Raw genomic sequence first — 19,219 nt, 5'->3', positions numbered from 1 at the left:
GGAGTTCTCCAGCGAGGTTTTGAGCGGCTCTGATCGAAACGGTTAGTCGGGTGGATACCCCGCAATCCGTATCGCGCGTCGCCGGCTTCTTGGGCAAAAACACGGTGTGGGCGGTATTCTGGAAGCAAGCCGCCATACTGTCACTGCGTGTAATCCCCAATATTTAGCGCCAAACGTTTAATCGTGACGGATCAGCTTTGCAACCTCATGAAATTGTTGGGGAAATCGCGAAATTTGCAGGCGGGATATAGGCTGCTTCGCGCCAACGCTGCCACCGCCGATATATGAATAATCATTAATACAGCGTTCGAATCAAGCGCGGTCTCGCATTTAAATACACTGCTTACGCCGGACTTACGAATAATGATTATCCGGTTAATAAAAAAGCGCGTATGGCAAGCGGGGGAACCGCCATCCATACGCGCTTTTTTTAAAGCGTCGTGCCGACGCTGAGATCCAGGCCGCCGCCGTCAGGCGTTGGCCGGCCGGGCCAGGTTCCACATCAGCGCACGGAACGGCGCCAACATGCTGATATTGACCACCAGCTTGATGGCCAGATCGCCCATCAGCCAGGTCGTCCAGGGCGCACCCGTGGCGGCGAACGCCACGCTGAAGAACACCACCGTATCCAGAATGGCACCCAGCACGCCCGACACCAGCGGCGCGCGCCACCAACGCTGGTCGCGCAAACGGTCAAACACCTGGATGTCAATCAGCTGCGCGCAGATGTAGGCCAGCCCGGACGCCAGCGCAATACGCGGCGACGCCACCCAGAACGAGACCACCAGGGCCGCCGCAAAGCCGAACCAGACCACGCGCCGCGCGGCACCGGGGCCAAAGCGGCGGTTCAGCACGTCGGTCACCAGGAAGGCGATGGGGTACGACAGCCCGCCCCACGTCAACCAGTCGTTAAGCGGCACCTGCACCAGAATGTTGGAGCCCACCACCACCAGCAGCATGCACAACACGGCGATGCCGAATTGCGTGCGGCTCATGGCGGGAAAGCCCCGGCTTGCCTTGCTCATTTCCCGAATTCCTCTGCCAGCTCGCCCGACCGCCGGGCCGCGGCGGCCATGGCGTCTTCGACGATGCCGGTGAAGCCGGCCGCACCGAATGCCGCCAGCGCCGCCGCCGTGGTGCCGCCCTTGGACGTGACGCGTTCGCGCAGTACCGATAAGGGTTCGTCAGATTCCGCCGCAAGCTGGGTCGCGCCGGCCAGCGTGCCCAAGGCCAACTGCTTGGCTTGCGCTTCGGTCAGGCCGACCTTCAAGCCGCCAGCCACCAGCGCTTCCAGAAACAGGAATACATAGGCCGGCCCGCTGCCCGACAAGGCGGTCACGCCGTCCAGCGCGGCGTCGTCGGCCACCCACACCACCTGGCCCACGCTGGAGAGCAACTGCGCAGCCAGTTCGCGGTCGGCCTCACCCACGCCGTCCAGCGCGGCCAGGCCCGTCATGCCGGCGCCCACCAGCGCGGGCGTATTCGGCATGCAGCGCACCAGCCGCTTGAACGGCGCGTCGGGCGTGCCCAGCCAGCCGGCCAGCGTGTCCGCGCGAATGCCGGCGGCCACGCTTACCACCAAGGTGTCGTCCCGAAGCCACTGACGTGTGGAAGCCACAACATCTTTCATGTTCTGTGGCTTGACCGCGAACACCCAAACGCGGCACCGCGCCAGGGCCTCGTCGGGAGCCACCGCGGTGGTCATGCCGCGCGCCTGCCACGCCGCGTGGCTATCCTTATTAATGTCAATGACATGGATGTTCCCGGCGGGGCATACTTTGCCAGCCAGACCCGAGGCCAAAGCGGCCGCCATATTGCCGCCGCCAATGAACGCAATCGAAAGTTCGTTTTTCATAGCGCAGCATTGTAATCGGTCAACTCCGTTGGGGAGAAAAAAGAAAATGTTCGTTCGCGCCTCAAACGCGCAATTTGACAGGCGTTTGGAGTGATGTGAAAGTCACGGTTTTGTCACAAACAATTCATAAGGTGTCGTGTTTTCCGTGTCCGGACAACCCGGTCACAACACGCCCATCAGGAGGAACTTCACCATGCGATCACACCGTATTGCTTTAACCTTCGCTGCCGTCATGGCCGCGTTCGCGGGCGCGTCCGCGCATGCCGCCACCGAGATCCAGTTCTGGCACTCGATGGAAGGCGCCCTGGGCGACCGCGTCAACGGTCTGGTTGACGAGTTCAACAAGAAGAACCCTGACTACCAGGTCAAGGCGATCTACAAGGGCAACTACGGCGAATCCATGAATGCCGGCATCGCCGCGTTCCGCGCCGGCAATGCGCCGGACATCCTGCAAGTGTTCGAAGTCGGCACCGCCACGATGATGTACGCCAAGGGCGCCATCAAGCCGGTCCAGCAGATGTCGGAAGAAGTCGGCAACCCGATCGATCCGAAGGAATTCATCGGCGCCGTGGCCGGCTACTACTCGTCGGCCGACGGCAAGCTGGTGTCGATGCCCTTCAACAGCTCGACTGTTGTCTTCTACTACAACAAGGACGCCTTCAAGAAGGCCGGCCTGGACGCCGACAAGCCGCCCAAGACCTGGGAAGAGCTGGCCGCCGCCGGTCAGAAGCTGAAGGCCGCCGGCCAGGAATGCGGCTACACCACGTCGTGGCCCTCGTGGGTCCAGCTGGAAACGTTCTCGGCCTGGCATAACGTGCCGTACGCCACCAAGGACAACGGCTTCGGTGGCCTGGACGCCCGCATCGCGATCAACACCCCGCTGCACGTGCGCCATCTGGAAAACCTGGCCAAGCTGGGCAAGGAAGGCATCTTCATGTACGGCGGCCGCGGCGACGAGCCGAACTCGCTGTTCATCAGCGGCAAGTGCGCCATGATCACCGGTTCGTCCGGCCTGCGCGCCAACATCGCCAAGAACGCCAAGTTCGAATTCGGCACCTCCACCGTGCCTTACTACGCCGACGTGCAAGGCGCCCCGCAGAACACCATCATCGGCGGCGCTTCGCTGTGGGTCTTCGCCAACAAGAAGCCGGAAACCTACAAGGGCGTGACCGCGTTCTTCAAGTTCCTGGCCAGCCCGGAAATCGCCGCTCGCTGGCACCAGCAGACCGGCTACGTGCCGGTCACCAAGGCCGCCTACGAACTGACCAAGAAAGACGGCTTCTATGACAAGAATCCGGGCACCGAAGTCGGCGTGAAGCAGCTGAACGTTGAAACCACCGCGCAATCGCGTGGCCTGCGCCTGGGCTTCCTGCCGCAGATCCGTGAAATCGAAGACGCTGAAATCGAACGCATCGTGTCCGGCAAGGTTGCGGCCAAGGACGGCGCCGAGAACATCGTCAAGCGCGGCAACGAGTTGCTGGAAAAGTTCGAGAAGAGTGTAAAGTAGCGCCCTTTCCGGGATTCCGTCAGGCGATTGCCTTCGCGCATTTCTCAAGCGTGACAATGACTTAACGGCCAATCCGGATACGAGCGCAAGGCTTAAAGCCCTGGTTTTTTTAGGGCTTTAAGCCTATCGTATTTTTATGAAAGCGGTTTCAAGCGGCGGTTAATCCAACCGCCGCTTTTCTGTACCTTGGGTACCCCCTATGGAAAAACGCGTTGTATTCGGGCATAAGACCCTGCCCTATCTGCTGCTTCTGCCGCAGTTGATCATTACCGTGGTCTTCTTTTTCCTGCCCGCCGGACAAGCCATGTGGCAATCCATGCGGTTGGAAGACGCCTTCGGTTTGTCGTCCGAGTTCGTCGGCCTCGACAACTTCATGGAACTGTTCTCGCAACAGGCCTACCTTGATTCCTTCCGTGTCACCGCCGTGTTCTCGGTGCTGGTGGCCGTTGTGGGTCTGGGCGTGTCCCTGCTGCTGGCCGTCATGGCCGACCGCGTGATTCGCGGCGCGGGACTCTACAAGACCCTTCTGATCTGGCCCTACGCCGTGGCGCCCGCCGTGGTCGGCGTGCTGTGGCTGTTCATGTTTTCGCCTTCCGTGGGCATTCTGGCTGTCGCGCTGCGCAAGTCCGGCGTGGACTGGAACCCGCGCCTGGATGGCAACCAGGCCATGATGCTGGTGCTTGTCGCCGCCGTCTGGAAACAGATCTCGTACAACTTCCTGTTTTTCCTGGCAGGCCTGCAATCGATTCCGCGCTCGCTCATCGAAGCCGCCGCGATCGACGGCGCCAGCCCGGCGCGCCGCTTCTGGAGCATCGTGTTCCCGCTGCTGTCGCCCACCACGTTCTTCCTGCTGGTGGTCAACATCATCTATGCCTTCTTCGACACCTTCGCCGTTGTGGACACCACGACGCAAGGCGGTCCGGGCACGTCGACCTCGATCCTGGTCTACAAGGTGTACAGCGACGGCTTCCGTGGCCTGGACCTGGGGTCGTCCGCTGCCCAGTCGGTCATCTTGATGTTCATTGTGGTTGCCTTGACGGTCGTACAGTTCCGCTACGTCGACCGCAAAGTGCAGTATTGATTTTGTTCGAGGCTAATAACAATGGTTGAACGCCGTCCCTGGCTGGATATTCTGGCCCACTTCATTCTGCTCTGCGGCGTGGCGATGGTGGCATTCCCGCTTTACATCACTTTCGTGGCGTCTACGCAGACTGCCCAGGAAGTGGCGCAAGCGCCGATGTCCCTGATTCCCGGCCCGCACTTCGTCGATAACTACATGCAGGCGCTGTTTGGCGGCTCGTCCGGCGGTTCGTCGGGCGCGCCCGTCGGCCGCATGATGTACGTCAGCCTGATCATGGCGCTGTCGATTTCCATCGGCAAGATCGCGATCTCGCTGCTGTCGGCATTCGCGGTCGTGTACTTTCGCTTCCCCGGCCGCATGTTCTTTTTCTGGATGATCTTCGTCACGCTGATGCTGCCCGTCGAAGTCCGGATCGCACCCACCTATAAAGTCGTGGCCGACCTGGGTCTGCTGAACAGCTACGCCGGCCTGACGCTGCCGCTGATCGCCTCGGCCACCGCCACCTTCCTGTTCCGCCAGTTCTTCCTGACGGTGCCGGACGAGCTCATCGAAGCCGCGCGCATCGATGGCGCGGGCCCCGTGCGGTTTTTCTTCGACGTCCTGCTGCCGCTGTCCAAGACCAGCATCGCCGCCCTGTTCGTGATCCAGTTCATCTACGGCTGGAACCAATACCTGTGGCCGCTGCTCATCACCACGCAGGAAGACATGTACCCCGTCGTCATCGGCATCAAGCGGATGATCAGCGGCGGCGACAGCGTGACCGAATGGAACATCACCATGGCCACCGCCATGCTGGCCATGATTCCGCCGGCGCTCGTCGTCATCCTGATGCAGAAATGGTTCGTCAAGGGTCTGGTCGACACTGAAAAGTGACGCTTGCCCGCCCTCGCCTACCCGAACACGACTCCGAACACGAATAAACATGGCTACTCTCAGCTTCCGTAACGTCAAGAAAACCTATGCCGGCAACGTGCCGGTCATCCATGGCATCGACATGGATGTCAAAGATGGCGAATTCATCGTCATCGTCGGCCCGTCCGGCTGCGGCAAATCCACGCTGATGCGCATGGTTGCCGGCCTGGAAACCGTGACCAGCGGCGACATCATCATCGACGACAAGGTCGTCAACAACCTGGAACCCGCCGAACGCGACATCGCGATGGTGTTCCAGAACTACGCGCTCTACCCGCACATGACCGTGTTTGAAAACATGGCCTATGGCTTGAAGATCCGTAAATTCTCCAAGGACGAGATCAAGAAGCGCGTGGACATCGCCGCGCAGATTCTTGAACTGGGCCACCTGCTGGACCGCCGCCCCCGTGCGCTGTCCGGCGGCCAGCGCCAGCGCGTTGCCATGGGCCGCGCCATCGTGCGTGAACCCAAGGTCTTCCTTTTTGACGAACCGCTGTCGAACCTGGACGCCAAGCTGCGCGTGGCGATGCGCCTTGAAATCATGAAGCTGCACCGCCGCCTGGGCACGACCAGCCTGTACGTGACGCACGATCAGGTCGAAGCCATGACCCTGGCGCACCGCATGATCGTCATGTACCAAGGCGTGCCCGAGCAGATCGGCACGCCGATGGAAGTGTTCGAAAAGCCCGCCTCGACGTTTGTGGCCGGCTTCATCGGCTCGCCCCCGATGAACTTGATGGAAGTACAGGTGGCAGGCGACGGTACCGTGCAGACGGCCGACGGCACGCCGCTGGAGATCTCGCCGTTGCAAGTGCCGGCGCAGGTGCGCGGCCGCAAGATCATCATGGGCATGCGTCCGGAACACATGCTGCTGAATACGCAAGGCGTGCCGGCCGAAGTTGAGATGGTCGAAACGCTAGGTTCGGAACAGCTGGTGCATTGCCGCTGCGGCAAGAGCACGCTGGTCGTGCGCTGCACGACGCGCCAATTGTCCGAGTCGTCCGCCAAGGTGGGTAACCGCGTCAACGTCGGCCCGGACGGCCGCCACCCGCTGCACTGGTTCGAAGCCGACACCGGTCGCCGCGTACAAGGGCTGTAAGCCTATCGGCGGGCGCGCCCCCCCGGCCGGCCATCCGGCCGCCGCGTCCACCGCCTGCCCGGCAATAAAAAACGGACCGCACGCCTTATGGCTTGCGGTCCGTTTTCTTATGCAGCGGCGGGCTTGCGCCCGCCCGCGCATGACTGCCCGGTATTACTTGCCGGGTATTACTTATAGACGGTCTTGGAACCGTCCTTGTGCCAGGTGAAGACCTCGAACTGGAAGTTCGTCAGGTCGCCCTGCTTGTTCCACGACACCTTGCCGATCGGCGTGTCGAAGGAATTGGCGTGCAGGTACTTGGCAACCTTGGTCGGGTCGTCGCTGCCGGCGCCCTTGATGCCGTCCGCAATGACCTGGGTCGCGGTGTAGGCCGTCATCTGGAACGCGCCACCGGCGTTGCGCTTCTTGGCTTCAAACGCCTTCACGATGTCCGCGTTGGCGGCATTCTGGGTGAAGTCGGCCGGCAAGGTCAGCAACATGCCTTCGACGGCATCGCCGGCAATGGCGTTGATGTCCGGGTTGCCCGCGCCTTCCGGACCCATCCACTTGGCCTTCACGCCTTGCTCGGCGGCCTGGCGCAGCAACAGCCCCATTTCCGGGTGGTAGCCGCCGTAGTAGACGAAGTCCACGCCTTGGGCCTTAAGCTTGGTGATGACGGCCGAGTAGTCGCTGTCGCCGGCATTGACGCCTTCAAAAATCGCGACGGGCACGCCGCCCTTTTCCAGGTCGTTCTTGACGGCGGTGGCAATGCCCTGGCCATACGACTGCTTGTCGTGCAGCACGGCGGCCTTTTTCGGCTTGATTTTTTCCAGCACGAACTTCGCGGCGGCGGGACCTTGCTGGTCATCGCGGCCGATGGTGCGGAAGATGAACTCGTAGTTCTTGCCGTCAGTGACCGCGGGCGCCGTGGCCGACGGCGTCACCATGACCACGCCTTCGTTGTTATAGACGTCAGCCGCGGCGATGGTCGCGCCCGAGCACACGTGACCGACCACGAAGCCGATCTTGCTGTTCACGACGCGGTTCGCGGCAACCGGACCCTGCTTGGGCTCGCAGCCGTCGTCGATCACCACCGCTTCCAGCTTCTTGCCGTTGACGCCGCCCGCGGCGTTGATGCGTTCAATGGCGGTATCCACCCCTTCGCGGACCATGTCGCCATATTGCGTAACGGCGCCCGTGGTGGGGCCGACCACGCCAATCTTGATGGTTTGCGCGTGCGCTCCCGCGGCAAACGTCAGGCCAGCGGCGACTCCCAGCGCCGCGATGACCGGGGTCAGACGAAATACTGGCTTCATGAGTGGACTCCTTTAATCGCTTTAATCATTGGTTTTCGTAGCGGGCGGACGCCGGATACCGATAAGTTCACGCCCCGCCACGGTGCTTTTGCACGGCAAGCATACACCGAAAAAATGCGGCTTTTATGCCCATCTGGCCCGACTTCCGGCGGGGTTCGGGCGCAATGGTGCCGCATCGTGCAAAGCCTTCTTCGATACGCGGCGCCGGCTCCGGCCCGGGCTACGTTTGATAGGAAGGGCTGCCTTCCGGTAGGTCTACGTCGGACAGGCAGGCCGCATTCCGGGCTGGCCTGGCCTTATACCCGGTGCGGTATATGCAAAAGACGATTTATTCGTTTGAGTTACAAGCGCCGCGCGGCAAGATGGCCGCCATGAGACTCCAACCGATCATCGTCCCCGGATGGAAAAACTCCGGACCCGAGCACTGGCAATCCCGCTGGGCAGCCACGCTGCCCCACGCCGTGCGCATCGAACAACGCGACTGGGAAAACCCGTCGCCCGCCGAATGGGTGTCCACGCTGGCCGCCGAAGTCGACCGCGCGCGCAGCCCCGTCCTGCTGGTCGCCCACAGCCTGGGCTGCCTGATCAGCGCCTCCCTGCCCATCCCCCTACGCGCCAAAGTCGCCGGCGCGCTGCTGGTCGCCCCCGCCGACGTCGAACGCCCCGACGCCCCCGCCTGCCTGCGCGCCTTCGCACCTATCCCCCGCCAACCCCTGCCCTTTCAGAGCGTGGTTGTGGCCAGCGACGACGATCCCTACTGCCGATTGGAACGCGCGCGCAAGTTTGCCGAGGATTGGGGCAGCCGGGTCGTGGTGCTTTCAGGTGCGGGGCATATCAACGCGGAAAGCGGCCTGGAGGAATGGCCGCAGGGGCTGAAGATTTTTGGGGCGCTGAGACGCCGGGCGTCCTGGAGGATCCCGACGCCGGCGAAGAGAATCCCGCCGGTGCCAGCGTGTGGGATATTTTGAATTTGCCCTTTGTGGACGTAGGTGGTGCGCCGAAAAGCCACGTAACCAAGCAGCACAGAATGGACACGGCCGCCACGAGGCGGCCGTTTCTGGTCCCGATTCGGCTCTTGTCGGATTCGCTGGACGGCTGTGTCCGTCCGATCAAATCCCCAAGAGATCCGATGTGGAGCTTACTGCAGCAAGCTCCGCAGCATCCATGCATTCTTTTCATGCACATCAAGACGCTGCGTCAGCAGATCCGCCGTGGGCTGGTCGTTAGCCGCGTCGGCCTTCTCAAACGCCGAACGTGCCGTCTTGGCGACCGACTCATTGCCGCTAACCAAAAGGCGCACCATTTCCAGCGCTTCCGGCACGGTTTCCGGTTCGGCAATCGACGACAGCTTCGAATATTCGCGGTACGTGCCCGGCGCGTAGTGGCCCAGGGCGCGGATGCGTTCAGCGATGCTGTCCAGCGCGGTCCACTCTTCCGTGTACTGCGTCATGAACATCTGGTGCAGCGTGTTGAACATGGGCCCCGTGACGTTCCAGTGGAAGTTGTGCGTCATCAGGTACAGCGTGTACGAGTCGGCCAGCAGCTTGGACAATTCGCCGGCGACGGCCGCGCGGTCCTTGTCCGAAATGCCGATGTTGATGCGCGGAACGCTCGGGGTCTTCTTGGGGGACTTGGCCATTGCTAGCTCCTATTAGGAAAAGTACGAAAGAAGGATACCACTGCAAAGATGATGAATTGGCGGGCAACCCGCATAAAACAAGGGCTTGCGGGCCGCCGCTTTGACCCTGCGCAAACGTGCCGCAAGAGGCCGCGGAAGGCGCTACGGCGCTACGGCGCTACGGCGGTAAGGCGGTAACGCGGCGACGCGGGCACGGCGCCAGACAAAAGATCAGTCCTGCACCGCCGCCGCTTCGTCAGACAGCATCTTGACGCCCGGCAACTCGCATTCGTACACCGCTTGCGCCAAGGCTTCGATGGCGGCCAGGCGCGGGAAGCTGCGGCGCCATGCCAGGACGACGCGGCGTTCGGGCACATGGCCGTCGAACGGAAGATAGCGCAGCAGGCTGTTGCTGGGCGGATGCTCGGGGACGGCGGTGATCGGCAACACGGTCACGCCGATGCCTGCGGCCACCATGTGGCGGATCGTCTCCAGCGACGAGCCCTCGAAGGTGCGCTGGATGCCATCGCTGGCCGCCGAGAACCGTGACAGTTCCGGACAGACCTCCAGCACCTGGTCGCGAAAGCAATGGCCGCTGCCCAGCAGCAGCATGGTCTGCTGCTTCAGGTCCTGCGCGTCGATGGATTTTCTTTGCGCCAGTTCGTGGTCATTGGGTACCGCGACGATGAAGGGTTCGTCGTACAACGGCTGCATGACCAACCCGGCCTCGGGCAGCGGCAGCGCCATGATGGCGCAGTCGATTTCGCCCTGGCGCAGCAGTTCCACCAGACGCACGGTGAAGTTCTCTTGCAGCAGCAAAGGCATCTGCGGCGTGCGGCCGATTTGCACGGGGACGAGCTTGGGCAGTAAATACGGGCCGATGGTATGGATGACGCCGACGCGCAACGGCCCGGCCAGCGGGTCGTGGCCTTGCCGCGCGATCTCTTTGATGCTGGCGCTTTCTTCCAGTACTTTCTGCGCCTGCGCGACGATGCGTTGGCCGATGGGGGTAACACCGACTTCGGCGCCGCCGCGTTCGAACAGCGTCACGCCCAGCTCGTCTTCCAGCTTGCGTATCGCAACCGACAGCGTCGGCTGGCTGACGAAACAGGCTTCGGCGGCCCGCCCGAAATGGCGTTCACGCGCAACGGCGACGATGTACTTGAGTTCGGTGAGAGTCATGGTGGACTGCGCCCCCGGAGTTACGCGCGGGCCTTAGGGCCGGCGCTTGAATGAGTCAGGTATAGGACGGGCCGCATCGCATCAGGTCCGCAGGAAGTCTTCGCGGCCGCGCATCCAGCGGGCCAGGTGCGCCTGGACGGCACCGGGATGCTCGGCGCGCAACCACACCGCGGCCTCACGCGCGTCTTCCGCGATAGAGGCATCGGTTTCCAGGTCGGCAAAGCGCAGCAGCGCCATGCCCGATTGGCGCGTGCCCAGGAATTCGCCGGGGCCGCGCTGTTCCAGGTCGCGTCGGGCAATTTCAAAGCCGTCGGACGTCTCGAACATGGCACGCAGACGTTCGCGCGCAACCTGGGACAACGGGGTCTGGTACAGCAGCACACAGACCGATTCAGCGGTGCCGCGCCCTACCCGCCCGCGCAGCTGGTGCAGCTGCGCCAGCCCGAAACGTTCGGCGTGTTCAATGACCATCAACGAGGCGTTGGGCACGTCCACGCCCACTTCGATGACGGTGGTGGCGACAAGCAGGTCCACTTCGCCTTCGCGAAATGCCTGCATGACGGCGGCCTTTTCCGCTTGCGGCAAGCGGCCGTGAACCAGGCCGATGCGCAAGTCGGGAAGGTCGACCCGCATGCCTTCGTAGGTGTCCACGGCGGTTTGCAATTCCAGCGCTTCGCTTTCTTCAACCAGCGGACACACCCAATACACTTGCTGGCCGCCGCGAGCCGCCTGGGCGACGTGGGCGATGACTTCTTCGCGCCGCGCGTCCGACACCAGCTTGGTCAACACGGGGGTGCGGCCGGGGGGAAGTTCGTCGATGACGGACACGTCCAGGTCTGCAAAGAACGTCATGGCCAGCGTGCGCGGAATGGGCGTGGCGCTCATGTTGAGCTGGTGCGGCACGATGCGGCCGCGCACGGTTTCGCCCTTTTTGGTCAGGGCCAGGCGTTGCCCCACGCCAAAGCGATGCTGCTCGTCAACGATAGATAGACCCAGCCGATGAAATTCAACGTGGTCTTGAATAATGGCCTGGGTGCCGACGACCAGTTGCACGCTGCCGTCAGCCGCGGCGGCGGCGGCTTCGCGGCGCGCCTTGGCCGTAAGGCTGCCACTAAGCCACGCGACGTTCACCCCCAACGGCTGCAACCACGACACCAGCTTGTGGAAGTGCTGCTCGGCCAGGATTTCTGTGGGGGCCATCAGCGCAACCTGCGCCCCGCCCGCGATGGCCTGCGCGGCGGCAATGGCGGCGACGACGGTTTTGCCGCTGCCCACGTCGCCTTGCAGCAGGCGGTGCATGGGATAGGGCTTGGCCAGATCGGCCGAAATTTCCTGCACCACGCGCTCTTGGGCGGCGGTCAGTTTGAAAGGCAGATTCGCGTACAGCTTGGCGACCAGGCCGCCCGGCTCATTGCGCACGGGCAGCGATTCCGCTTCTTTGATGCGGCGGGCCGCGCGCGCGGCGGCCAGCGACAGCTGCTGCGCCAGCAGTTCATCGAACTTGATGCGCCGCCACGCGGGATGCACGCGGTCCAGCAGCGCCTGTTCCGATTCGCCTTGCGCGGGGGTGTGCAGCGCACGAATGGCGGGCTCGAACGGCGGCAGGTCGTAGCGTTCAAGCGCTTCGGGCGGCAAGGTGTCGGACAGGTCGGCGCGGTCCAGCGCCTGGGCGATGGCGCGACGCAACGTCAGTTGCGGCAGGCCTTCGGTGGTGGGATACACGGGCGTCAGTGCCGTGGGCAACGGCGCGTCGGCATTGGTCATGCGCGGGTGCACCATCTGGCGCCCGAACAGATTGCTGCGCACTTCGCCCCGGGCGCGCAGGCGCTTGCCCACGCTGATCTGCTTTTGCTGGCTGGGGTAGAAGTTCAGCCAGCGCAATTGAATTTCGCCAGTCTCGTCCGCCAGCGTGGCGGTAAGTTGGCGCCGAGGCCGGTACTGGACCTCGGACTTGGTGATCTCGCCTTCAACCTGCCCGGCATAACCGGGCCGCAAGGCGCTGATGGGGACAACCCGGGTTTCGTCTTCGTAGCGCAGTGGCAGATGCAGCACGAAGTCCTCGGGCAGCACCAAACCCAGATTCCGAAGCTTGCGTTCGGTATCCGTCATCGGTTTGCCGGCGCCGTTTTTATCGGCGCCGGTTCGCTTGGAAGCCACGGCCGCGGCCGGCATCAAGAAACGAACCCCTGGGATGCAGCGTACGGGTGCGCCTTACAGAACCATGATGGCTTCGACTTCAAACTGCGCGCCCTTGGGCAGGCTGGCCACGCCAATGGTCGAGCGTGCCGGGAACGGCTGCGGAATGATCTCGGCCATGATGGAATTGGCGGCGGTGAATTTGCCCAGGTCGGTCAGGAACAAGGTCAGCTTGACGACGTTGTCCAGCGTACCGCCGGCCTCGGTGATGACGGCCTGCATGTTGGCAAAGGCCTGACGCACTTGCGCGTCGAAGTTCTCAGAGACCAGATCGCCCGTGCCCGGCTCCAGGCCGATCTGGCCCGACAAGTAGACAGTCTTGGTGCCGGTAACGGCAACCGCTTGCGAGTAAGGGCCAACGGCGGCGGGCGCTGCGTCGGTATGGATGATTTGCTTGCTCATGGGCGGAATCCTTCGGTTGACGGATAGAAAGCTACAACTATCGAAGTTTATCCAGCAATAGACATTTGCGAAAGTGGCCGGATGACGCAGGCAGGGACGAAATCCGGTTTCATGCGGACGGCTGATGGCCCGCCCCGCCGATATCGCCTCGATGCGCGATGAGCAAGTCGGCTAGCGCTTGCGCCGCAACCGACAGGCTGCGGCCGCGGCGCTGCACCAGGTACAGCGGCCGGGTCAACGCGCGACCGGCCAGCGGCACCACGCGCAAGTCATTGCTGGCAAAGTGAAAAAGCGTCATGGCCGGCACAACGGATACGCCCAGGCCGGCGCGCACCAGGCCGGTCACGGTGGCCAGATGCTCCACTTCAAACACCGGCAAGGGCGCGTCGGCACCGAACGCTTCGTCCAGATGTTTGCGCACACTGCTGCCGCGTGCAAGCTGGATGACGGGAAATTTTGCGATATCCCGCAGCCGGACACGGGGCTGGGCCGCCAGCGGGTGGTCTGCCCGGCACACCAAAAAGTAGCGATCGGCATGCAGGAATTCGCTGTCCAGATCGGTCATGTCGGCACGCCGCGACGCCAGGGCGAAATCCACCTGCCCGCTTTGCACCATGTCCAGGCACGGGTCCAGCAAGGCATCGCGCAGATCCACCACGATACCGGGGTGCGCTTGCCCAAAACGCGCCAGCAAGCCCGGCAACCAGCCCGCCGCCAGCGACGGCAGCGCGGCCAACGCCACCCGGCCGCGTCGACGCGCGGCATGGTCGCGCATGTCTTCCATGACCAGGTCCATGTCCGCCAGCAGGCGGCGGGCAGAAGCGTCCAGCACCCGCCCTTCGGCGGTCAATTCAACGTGGCGGGTATTGCGGTCGAACAGCCGCAGGCCGGCGCTGTCTTCCAGCTGCCGGATCAGGGCGCTGAACGCCGGCTGCGTCAGGTGGCAGCGCTGGGCTGCGCGCGTGAAATGGCGTTCGTCGGCCAAGGCGACAAACGCGCGCAGCTGGCGGGCAGATAGATTCATGGGCTTTCTCTATCAATTGATCCGATTTTTCTATTTTACTGATGATGGGCGCATGCCTATAGTGGCTTGAAATCGCAAGGCCCGACTGGACCCCCTATGCCTCAATCTCCCCTGCTTATCGGCTGCGCCTCTGGCTTTTCCGGTGACCGCAGCGACGGCGCCGCCGCCGTTGTGCGCACGCTGGCCGCCCAGGGCGGCGGCACACTGATCTTCGAAACGCTGGCCGAGCGCACGCTGGCGCTGGCGCAACTGGCGCGCAATGACGACCCGAATCGCGGCTACGAGCCGCTGCTGGACGAACTGGTGTCGCCCGTGTTGGCCGACTGCCTGCGCCACGGCATCAACATCGTCAGCAACTTTGGCGCGGCCAACCCGGAAGCCGCTGCCCGGCGCATTGCCACCATTGCGCGCGAACAGGGCCTGCCCACGCCGCGCATCGCGGTCGTCTACGGCGATGCGTTGAACACGCCGGAACAACGTGCGGTGCTGCAAGAACGGTTGGGCGACGCGCTGGCGGGACACGATGTCGTCAGCGCCACCGCCTATCTGGGCGCCACCGAAATCGCCCAAGCGTTGGTGGCCGGGGCCCAGATCGTCGTGGCGGGCCGCGTGGCGGACCCTTCGTTGACGCTGGGCCCCGCCCTGGCCCACTTCGGCTGGGACGCGGCGGACTGGCCCCGGCTGGGTCGCGCCACCATGGCCGGCCACATGCTGGAATGCGGCTTGCAAGTGACGGGCGGCTATTTCTGCGTGCCCGGTCTGAAAGAAGTGCCCGACGTGCACGCGGCGGGCTTTCCGATTGCCCAGATCCATGCCGACGGCGAATTCGTCATCAGCAAGGCGGACGGCACGGGCGGAGCGGTGGACGCCCGCACGGTAAAGGAACAACTGCTGTACGAAGTTCACGACCCGGCGCGTTACCTGACGCCTGATGTGGTGGCGGACTTGAGTCAGGCACGCGTTGTGGAACTGGGGGGCAACCGCGTCGCCGTGCAAGGTATTACCGGGCACGCCCGCCCGGACGAGCTCAAGGTCAACGTCTGCTACCGAGGCGGCTGGTTGGCCGAAGCCGAGATTTCCTACGCGGGCGTGCAAGCGGAAGCGCGCGCGCGCCTGGCTGCGGACATCGTGCAGAAACGGCTTGGATCCGGCTTTACGCTGCGCGCCGACCTGATCGGCGCAATCAGCATCCTGGGCGATGACGCCGGTGAAATGCGGCGCTCGCTGCCCGATTCGCACGCGCGCGACGTGCGCCTGCGCCTGGCCGGCGAACACGCCGATCGCGCCCAAGCCGAACGCATCCTGCGCGAAGTGACCGCGCTGTACACCTGCGGCCCGGCCGGCGGCGGCGGGGTGCGCACCGCGTTGCGTCCGCGTCTGAACATGGTGTCTTGCACCATTGCCCGCGATGCCGTGCACAGCGGCTGGACATTTCTGGAGGCCATCGCGCCATGACCACATCCCCCATGCAGGCCGTGCCGCTGTACCGCCTGGCCCATAGCCGTTCGGGCGACAAGGGCGACATCTCAAACCTGAGCCTGATCGCCTGGGACCCGGAATGCTACGACGTGCTGGTGTCCCAGGTGACCGACGCGCGCGTGGCCGAGTGGTTTGCGTATCGCCACCCCGCCCGCGTCACGCGCTATCTGCTGCCGACACTGCACGCCATGAATTTCGTGCTGGAAGGCGTGCTGGACGGCGGTGTAAACGATGCCCTGAACCTGGACACGCACGGCAAGAGCCTGTCTTTTCGATTACTGGACCTGACGGTGGAGGTCAGCCCTGAACTGGCACGCCGGCTGCCAGACGTACCCGGTGACCGCCCCGCGGCCGCCTGATTTTTCCATCCCTTATAAAAAAAAGCACCCCAGGAGACACAACATGCGAATTTCATCGAAGGGCCGTCTGGCCTTGTTGCTGGCCGCCGCCCTGCCCTTGACCGCGCTGGCCCAGTCGTTCCCCACCAAGCCGATCACGTTCATCGTGCCCTTCGCGGCCGGCAGCGCCACGGACCAGATCGGCCGTGCAATCGGCCAGGGTGTCACCGAGCAGACCGGTCAGGCGGTCGTCATTGAAAACAAGCCGGGCGCCAGCGCTATGATTGGCGCCGCGGCGGGCGCGCGGGCCGCGCCTGACGGCTATACGGTGCTGATCACCACCAACACCACCCACGCCGCCAACGAACACCTGTACAAATCGCTGACCTACCAGCCGGTCAAGGACTTTGCCCCGATCTCGTTGTTAGGCAAAGGCGGCCAGATCATGGTGGTGAACCCGAATTCGCAGGCCAAGACCGTGGCCGACTTCCTGGCGCAAGCGAAGAAGTCGCCGGGCAAGCTGAGTTTCGGCAGCGGCAGCTCCAGCAGCCGGATCGCGGGCGAACTGTTGCAGCAAATGGCGGGCGTGCAGCTGCTGCATGTGCCGTACAAGAGCAACCCGCTGGCGGTCACTGACCTGCTGGGCGGCCAGATCGACATGATGATCACCGACACCGCTACCGGCCTGCCGCAGGTCAAGTCGGGTAAATTGCGCGCCCTGGGCGTGACGGGCACCGCGCGTTCGCCGCTGGCGCCCGACGTGCCGACGATTGCCGAAGCCGGTGTGCCGGGTTACGAAATGGGCTATTGGTTCGCCGCCTATGCGCCGGCGGGCACGCCGCCCGATGTCGTCAAGCGTCTGAATGAACTGCTGGTCAAGGCCACCAAGACCAAGCCGGCGCAGCAGTTCTACGCGCAGACGGGCACGGACGCCGCCACGTCCACGCCGGACGAACTGGCCACGTTCCAGCAAGCCGAATCGAAGAAATGGGGCGACATCATCAAGAAGGCCGGCATTCAGCCGGAATGATCCCCGCCGTTTCCGCCCGACGAGCATAAAAAAGCCCCATCGCATGCGATGGGGCTTTTTACTACCGCAAGACGGTGACTTATTTGTCCACGAATGCGCGTTCGACTACGTAGTCGCCCGGCTGGCCCACGCCCGGCGACACGGTGAAGCCGCGCTTGTCCAGCATGGCGCTGATGTCGGCCAACATATGCGGGCTACCGCAGATCATGGCGCGATCGGTTTCCGGGTTGATCTGGGGGATGCCGATGTCATCGCACAGTTTGCCGTTTTCCATCAGTTCGGTGATGCGGCCCTGGTTGCGGAACGGCTCGCGCGTAACGGTGGGGTAGTACACCAGCTTTTCGCGCACGACATCGCCGAAGAATTCATTGTTCGGCAGTTCTTTCTCGATGAAGTCGGCGTAGGCCAGTTCACTGACCCAACGCACGCCATGCACCAGGATGACCTTGTCGAAGCGTTCGTAGATGTCGGGGTCTTTGATGATGCTCATGAACGGCGCCAGGCCGGTGCCCGTACCAAACAGGAACAGATGCTTGCCGGGCTTCAGGTCGTCGACGACCAGCGTGCCAACCGGCTTGCGGCTGACCAGGATGGTGTCGCCTTCTTTCAGATGCTGCAGCCGCGAAGTCAGCGGGCCGTTTTGAACCTTGATACTGAGAAATTCCAGGTTTTCTTCGTAGTTGGCGCTGGCGATACTGTAGGCACGCAGCAGCGGCTTGCCTTCAACTTCCAGGCCGATCATGACGAAGTGGCCGTTGTGGAACCGCAAGGCCGCGTCACGCGTGGTAGTGAAGGAGAACAGGGTGTCGTTCCAGTGGTGCACGCTAAGTACGCGCTCTGTGTTGAAAGCAGCCATGTCGGAATTCGCTTATTAGGGTTGACCCTATTCTACAGGTCTTATTGGGAACTTGTCTCATTATTCCGTAATACGCTTATGACGTATTGATAGGAATCAAGGCTGGAACAGTGGCCGCTTACGAAAAGTTGAACGCGTCTTTGCTTCCTGTTATTGTCGCGTTCTCAGTTGATAATCATTTTCGTTAGCAGACTGTTTTAAGCAGCGGAAAGGCTTGCAAGACCCTGCCCTTTCCGTTGCAGCCCTAGCCGGAGTTTCCCGACATGACCAAGCGTCCCCAATTGAATTCGCTGCTGCGCGCCCTGGCGCTGGCCGGCGCCGCCGCCTTCACCGTATCGGCCAACGCCGCGGAAGAAGTCAGCTTGTATACCACCCGGGAACCCAAGCTGATCCAACCGTTGCTGGACGCCTTTACCAAGGAAAGCGGCATCAAGGTCAACACGGTATTCGTCAAGGACGGCCTGCTGGAACGCGTCAAGGCTGAAGGCGCCAAGTCGCCCGCCGACGTACTGATGACCGTGGACATCGGCAACCTGCTGGACCTGGTTGATGGCGGCGTGACGCAGGCCGTCAAGTCGCAGACGCTGGAGTCGGTGATCCCCGCTAACCTGCGCGGCGCCGACGGCAAATGGTACGCCCTGTCGCTGCGCGACCGCGTGCTGTACGTGGAAAAGGACCTGAAGCTGGAATCCTTCCGCTACGAAGATCTGGCCGACCCGAAGTGGAAGGGCAAAGTCTGCATCCGTTCGGGCCAGCACCCCTACAACACCGCCATGGTCGCTTCCATGATCGCGCATGACGGAGCCGAAGCCACTGAAAAATGGCTGCGTGGCGTCAAGGCCAACCTGGCCCGCAAGGCGGCCGGCGGCGACCGCGACGTGGCGCGCGACATCCTGGGCGGCATTTGCGATATCGGCCTGGCCAACGCCTACTACGTCGGCCACATGAAGAATGCCGAGCCCGGCACCGACGCCCGCAAATGGGGCGACGCCATCAAGGTCATCCGCCCCACGTTCGCCAACGAAAAAAGCGGTGGCACGCACGTGAACGTCAGCGGCGCAGCCGTGGCCGCGCACGCGCCCAACAAGGCCAACGCCATCAAGCTGCTGGACTTCCTGGTTTCCGAACCCGCCCAGGCGCTGTATGCCCAGGCCAACTATGAATACCCCGTGCGCAAGGGCGTGAAGCTGGACCCGGTCATCGCCAGCTTTGGCGAATTGAAGGTGGATCCCCTGCCCCTGACCGAAATTGCCAAGCATCGCAAGCAAGCCAGCGAATTGGTCGACAAGGTCGGCTTCGACAACTGATCCCTTGATGGCCGCATGACGCCACAAGCGTCCGGCGA

Annotated in this window: 18 protein-coding genes; 9 read left to right on the top strand and 9 right to left on the bottom strand. The window is 63.1% G+C overall.

The window, feature by feature from the left end:
* Positions 1 to 470 precede the first annotated feature (470 nt).
* Both V6F88_RS04075 and proC read right to left on the bottom strand, forming a co-directional pair.
* Positions 471 to 1,025 carry a queuosine precursor transporter gene (locus V6F88_RS04075; RefSeq protein WP_332608082.1) on the bottom strand — a complete coding sequence of 185 codons (555 nt, stop codon included), beginning with the start codon at positions 1,023 to 1,025 and terminating at the stop codon, positions 471 to 473.
* Complete coding sequence (gene proC, locus V6F88_RS04070; protein WP_332608081.1) at positions 1,022 to 1,855, bottom strand: pyrroline-5-carboxylate reductase; 834 nt, start codon at positions 1,853 to 1,855, stop codon at positions 1,022 to 1,024. Before proC ends, V6F88_RS04075 begins: the two co-directional genes overlap by 4 nt.
* Positions 1,856 to 2,048: 193 nt before the next feature.
* On the opposite strand from proC, the gene ugpB reads away from it, so the two are divergent.
* The 4 genes from ugpB to V6F88_RS04050 all read left to right on the top strand — a co-directional run bounded on the left by ugpB (position 2,049) and on the right by V6F88_RS04050 (position 6,454).
* A complete protein-coding gene (gene ugpB / locus V6F88_RS04065; protein WP_332608080.1) occupies positions 2,049 to 3,362 on the top strand; it encodes a sn-glycerol-3-phosphate ABC transporter substrate-binding protein UgpB in 1,314 nt (437 codons plus the stop codon).
* Positions 3,363 to 3,561: 199 nt separating this feature from the next.
* Complete coding sequence (gene ugpA, locus V6F88_RS04060; RefSeq protein WP_046806304.1) at positions 3,562 to 4,443, top strand: sn-glycerol-3-phosphate ABC transporter permease UgpA; 882 nt, start codon at positions 3,562 to 3,564, stop codon at positions 4,441 to 4,443.
* Positions 4,444 to 4,464: 21 nt separating this feature from the next.
* On the top strand, positions 4,465 to 5,316 hold the full coding sequence (gene ugpE / locus V6F88_RS04055; RefSeq protein WP_046806305.1) for a sn-glycerol-3-phosphate ABC transporter permease UgpE: 852 nt from the start codon (positions 4,465 to 4,467) through the stop codon (positions 5,314 to 5,316).
* Positions 5,317 to 5,365: 49 nt separating this feature from the next.
* Positions 5,366 to 6,454, top strand: a complete 1,089-nt coding sequence (locus V6F88_RS04050) for a sn-glycerol-3-phosphate import ATP-binding protein UgpC (RefSeq protein ID WP_332608079.1) — start codon at positions 5,366 to 5,368, stop codon at positions 6,452 to 6,454.
* A gap of 167 nt (positions 6,455 to 6,621) precedes the next feature.
* Here the strand turns inward: V6F88_RS04050 and V6F88_RS04045 are convergent, their stop codons facing one another.
* Positions 6,622 to 7,749, bottom strand: a complete 1,128-nt coding sequence (locus V6F88_RS04045; RefSeq protein ID WP_332608078.1) for a branched-chain amino acid ABC transporter substrate-binding protein — start codon at positions 7,747 to 7,749, stop codon at positions 6,622 to 6,624.
* A 371-nt stretch (positions 7,750 to 8,120) separates the two neighbouring features.
* Between V6F88_RS04045 and V6F88_RS04040 the strand changes: the two genes are divergently transcribed.
* Positions 8,121 to 8,717 carry an RBBP9/YdeN family alpha/beta hydrolase gene (locus V6F88_RS04040; RefSeq protein ID WP_120157478.1) on the top strand — a complete coding sequence of 199 codons (597 nt, stop codon included), beginning with the start codon at positions 8,121 to 8,123 and terminating at the stop codon, positions 8,715 to 8,717.
* 170 nt (positions 8,718 to 8,887) lie between these two features.
* Here the strand turns inward: V6F88_RS04040 and V6F88_RS04035 are convergent, their stop codons facing one another.
* The 5 genes from V6F88_RS04035 to V6F88_RS04015 all read right to left on the bottom strand — a co-directional run bounded on the left by V6F88_RS04035 (position 8,888) and on the right by V6F88_RS04015 (position 14,171).
* A complete protein-coding gene (locus tag V6F88_RS04035) occupies positions 8,888 to 9,388 on the bottom strand; it encodes a Dps family protein (RefSeq protein WP_046804920.1) in 501 nt (166 codons plus the stop codon).
* A gap of 210 nt (positions 9,389 to 9,598) precedes the next feature.
* A complete protein-coding gene (locus tag V6F88_RS04030; protein WP_046804921.1) occupies positions 9,599 to 10,549 on the bottom strand; it encodes a LysR substrate-binding domain-containing protein in 951 nt (316 codons plus the stop codon).
* Positions 10,550 to 10,630: 81 nt separating this feature from the next.
* The gene (recG, locus tag V6F88_RS04025) at positions 10,631 to 12,721 is read right to left on the bottom strand and encodes an ATP-dependent DNA helicase RecG (protein ID WP_332608077.1); all 2,091 of its coding nucleotides are present in this window, start codon (positions 12,719 to 12,721) and stop codon (positions 10,631 to 10,633) included.
* Between the two features lie 39 nt (positions 12,722 to 12,760).
* Positions 12,761 to 13,147 carry a Rid family detoxifying hydrolase gene (locus V6F88_RS04020; protein WP_046804923.1) on the bottom strand — a complete coding sequence of 129 codons (387 nt, stop codon included), beginning with the start codon at positions 13,145 to 13,147 and terminating at the stop codon, positions 12,761 to 12,763.
* A 109-nt stretch (positions 13,148 to 13,256) separates the two neighbouring features.
* Positions 13,257 to 14,171 (bottom strand): LysR family transcriptional regulator, encoded by a 915-nt coding sequence (locus V6F88_RS04015; protein ID WP_332608076.1) that lies wholly within the window; start codon positions 14,169 to 14,171, stop codon positions 13,257 to 13,259.
* 96 nt (positions 14,172 to 14,267) lie between these two features.
* On the opposite strand from V6F88_RS04015, the gene V6F88_RS04010 reads away from it, so the two are divergent.
* The 3 genes from V6F88_RS04010 to V6F88_RS04000 are packed head-to-tail and all read left to right on the top strand — an operon-like array spanning position 14,268 to position 17,018.
* On the top strand, positions 14,268 to 15,626 hold the full coding sequence (locus V6F88_RS04010) for an acyclic terpene utilization AtuA family protein (protein WP_332608075.1): 1,359 nt from the start codon (positions 14,268 to 14,270) through the stop codon (positions 15,624 to 15,626).
* Positions 15,623 to 16,009 carry an AtuA-related protein gene (locus tag V6F88_RS04005; protein ID WP_332608074.1) on the top strand — a complete coding sequence of 129 codons (387 nt, stop codon included), beginning with the start codon at positions 15,623 to 15,625 and terminating at the stop codon, positions 16,007 to 16,009. The genes V6F88_RS04010 and V6F88_RS04005 overlap by 4 nt, the downstream gene beginning before the upstream one ends.
* 43 nt (positions 16,010 to 16,052) lie before the next feature.
* Positions 16,053 to 17,018 carry a Bug family tripartite tricarboxylate transporter substrate binding protein gene (locus V6F88_RS04000; RefSeq protein ID WP_332608073.1) on the top strand — a complete coding sequence of 322 codons (966 nt, stop codon included), beginning with the start codon at positions 16,053 to 16,055 and terminating at the stop codon, positions 17,016 to 17,018.
* Positions 17,019 to 17,097: 79 nt separating this feature from the next.
* Here the strand turns inward: V6F88_RS04000 and V6F88_RS03995 are convergent, their stop codons facing one another.
* Complete coding sequence (locus tag V6F88_RS03995) at positions 17,098 to 17,874, bottom strand: ferredoxin--NADP reductase (RefSeq protein WP_006219651.1); 777 nt, start codon at positions 17,872 to 17,874, stop codon at positions 17,098 to 17,100.
* Between the two features lie 263 nt (positions 17,875 to 18,137).
* Here V6F88_RS03995 and V6F88_RS03990 point away from each other — a divergent pair, with 263 nt between their 5' ends.
* On the top strand, positions 18,138 to 19,181 hold the full coding sequence (locus tag V6F88_RS03990) for a Fe(3+) ABC transporter substrate-binding protein (protein ID WP_332608072.1): 1,044 nt from the start codon (positions 18,138 to 18,140) through the stop codon (positions 19,179 to 19,181).
* Positions 19,182 to 19,219 lie beyond the last annotated feature (38 nt).

It is taken from the genome of Achromobacter sp. ESBL13, assembly GCF_036668755.1.
Classification (GTDB): Bacteria; Pseudomonadota; Gammaproteobacteria; order Burkholderiales; family Burkholderiaceae_B; genus Achromobacter.
This window is presented reverse-complemented; position numbering and strand designations above follow the sequence as displayed.

What these genes read in the sequence shown, in the direction of transcription:
- V6F88_RS04005 (WP_332608074.1), top strand. Translation starts at nt 15,623, where the DNA reads ATGACCACATCCCCCATGCAGGCCGTGCCGCTGTACCGCCTGGCCCAT.
- V6F88_RS04075 (WP_332608082.1), bottom strand. Translation starts at nt 1,025, where the DNA reads ATGAGCAAGGCAAGCCGGGGCTTTCCCGCCATGAGCCGCACGCAATTC.
- recG (WP_332608077.1), bottom strand. Translation starts at nt 12,721, where the DNA reads ATGCCGGCCGCGGCCGTGGCTTCCAAGCGAACCGGCGCCGATAAAAAC.
- ugpE (WP_046806305.1), top strand. Translation starts at nt 4,465, where the DNA reads ATGGTTGAACGCCGTCCCTGGCTGGATATTCTGGCCCACTTCATTCTG.
- ugpB (WP_332608080.1), top strand. Translation starts at nt 2,049, where the DNA reads ATGCGATCACACCGTATTGCTTTAACCTTCGCTGCCGTCATGGCCGCG.
- V6F88_RS04045 (WP_332608078.1), bottom strand. Translation starts at nt 7,749, where the DNA reads ATGAAGCCAGTATTTCGTCTGACCCCGGTCATCGCGGCGCTGGGAGTC.
- V6F88_RS04015 (WP_332608076.1), bottom strand. Translation starts at nt 14,171, where the DNA reads ATGAATCTATCTGCCCGCCAGCTGCGCGCGTTTGTCGCCTTGGCCGAC.
- V6F88_RS04050 (WP_332608079.1), top strand. Translation starts at nt 5,366, where the DNA reads ATGGCTACTCTCAGCTTCCGTAACGTCAAGAAAACCTATGCCGGCAAC.
- V6F88_RS04035 (WP_046804920.1), bottom strand. Translation starts at nt 9,388, where the DNA reads ATGGCCAAGTCCCCCAAGAAGACCCCGAGCGTTCCGCGCATCAACATC.
- V6F88_RS04020 (WP_046804923.1), bottom strand. Translation starts at nt 13,147, where the DNA reads ATGAGCAAGCAAATCATCCATACCGACGCAGCGCCCGCCGCCGTTGGC.
- proC (WP_332608081.1), bottom strand. Translation starts at nt 1,855, where the DNA reads ATGAAAAACGAACTTTCGATTGCGTTCATTGGCGGCGGCAATATGGCG.
- V6F88_RS04010 (WP_332608075.1), top strand. Translation starts at nt 14,268, where the DNA reads ATGCCTCAATCTCCCCTGCTTATCGGCTGCGCCTCTGGCTTTTCCGGT.
- V6F88_RS04030 (WP_046804921.1), bottom strand. Translation starts at nt 10,549, where the DNA reads ATGACTCTCACCGAACTCAAGTACATCGTCGCCGTTGCGCGTGAACGC.
- V6F88_RS03990 (WP_332608072.1), top strand. Translation starts at nt 18,138, where the DNA reads ATGACCAAGCGTCCCCAATTGAATTCGCTGCTGCGCGCCCTGGCGCTG.
- V6F88_RS03995 (WP_006219651.1), bottom strand. Translation starts at nt 17,874, where the DNA reads ATGGCTGCTTTCAACACAGAGCGCGTACTTAGCGTGCACCACTGGAAC.
- V6F88_RS04040 (WP_120157478.1), top strand. Translation starts at nt 8,121, where the DNA reads ATGAGACTCCAACCGATCATCGTCCCCGGATGGAAAAACTCCGGACCC.
- V6F88_RS04000 (WP_332608073.1), top strand. Translation starts at nt 16,053, where the DNA reads ATGCGAATTTCATCGAAGGGCCGTCTGGCCTTGTTGCTGGCCGCCGCC.
- ugpA (WP_046806304.1), top strand. Translation starts at nt 3,562, where the DNA reads ATGGAAAAACGCGTTGTATTCGGGCATAAGACCCTGCCCTATCTGCTG.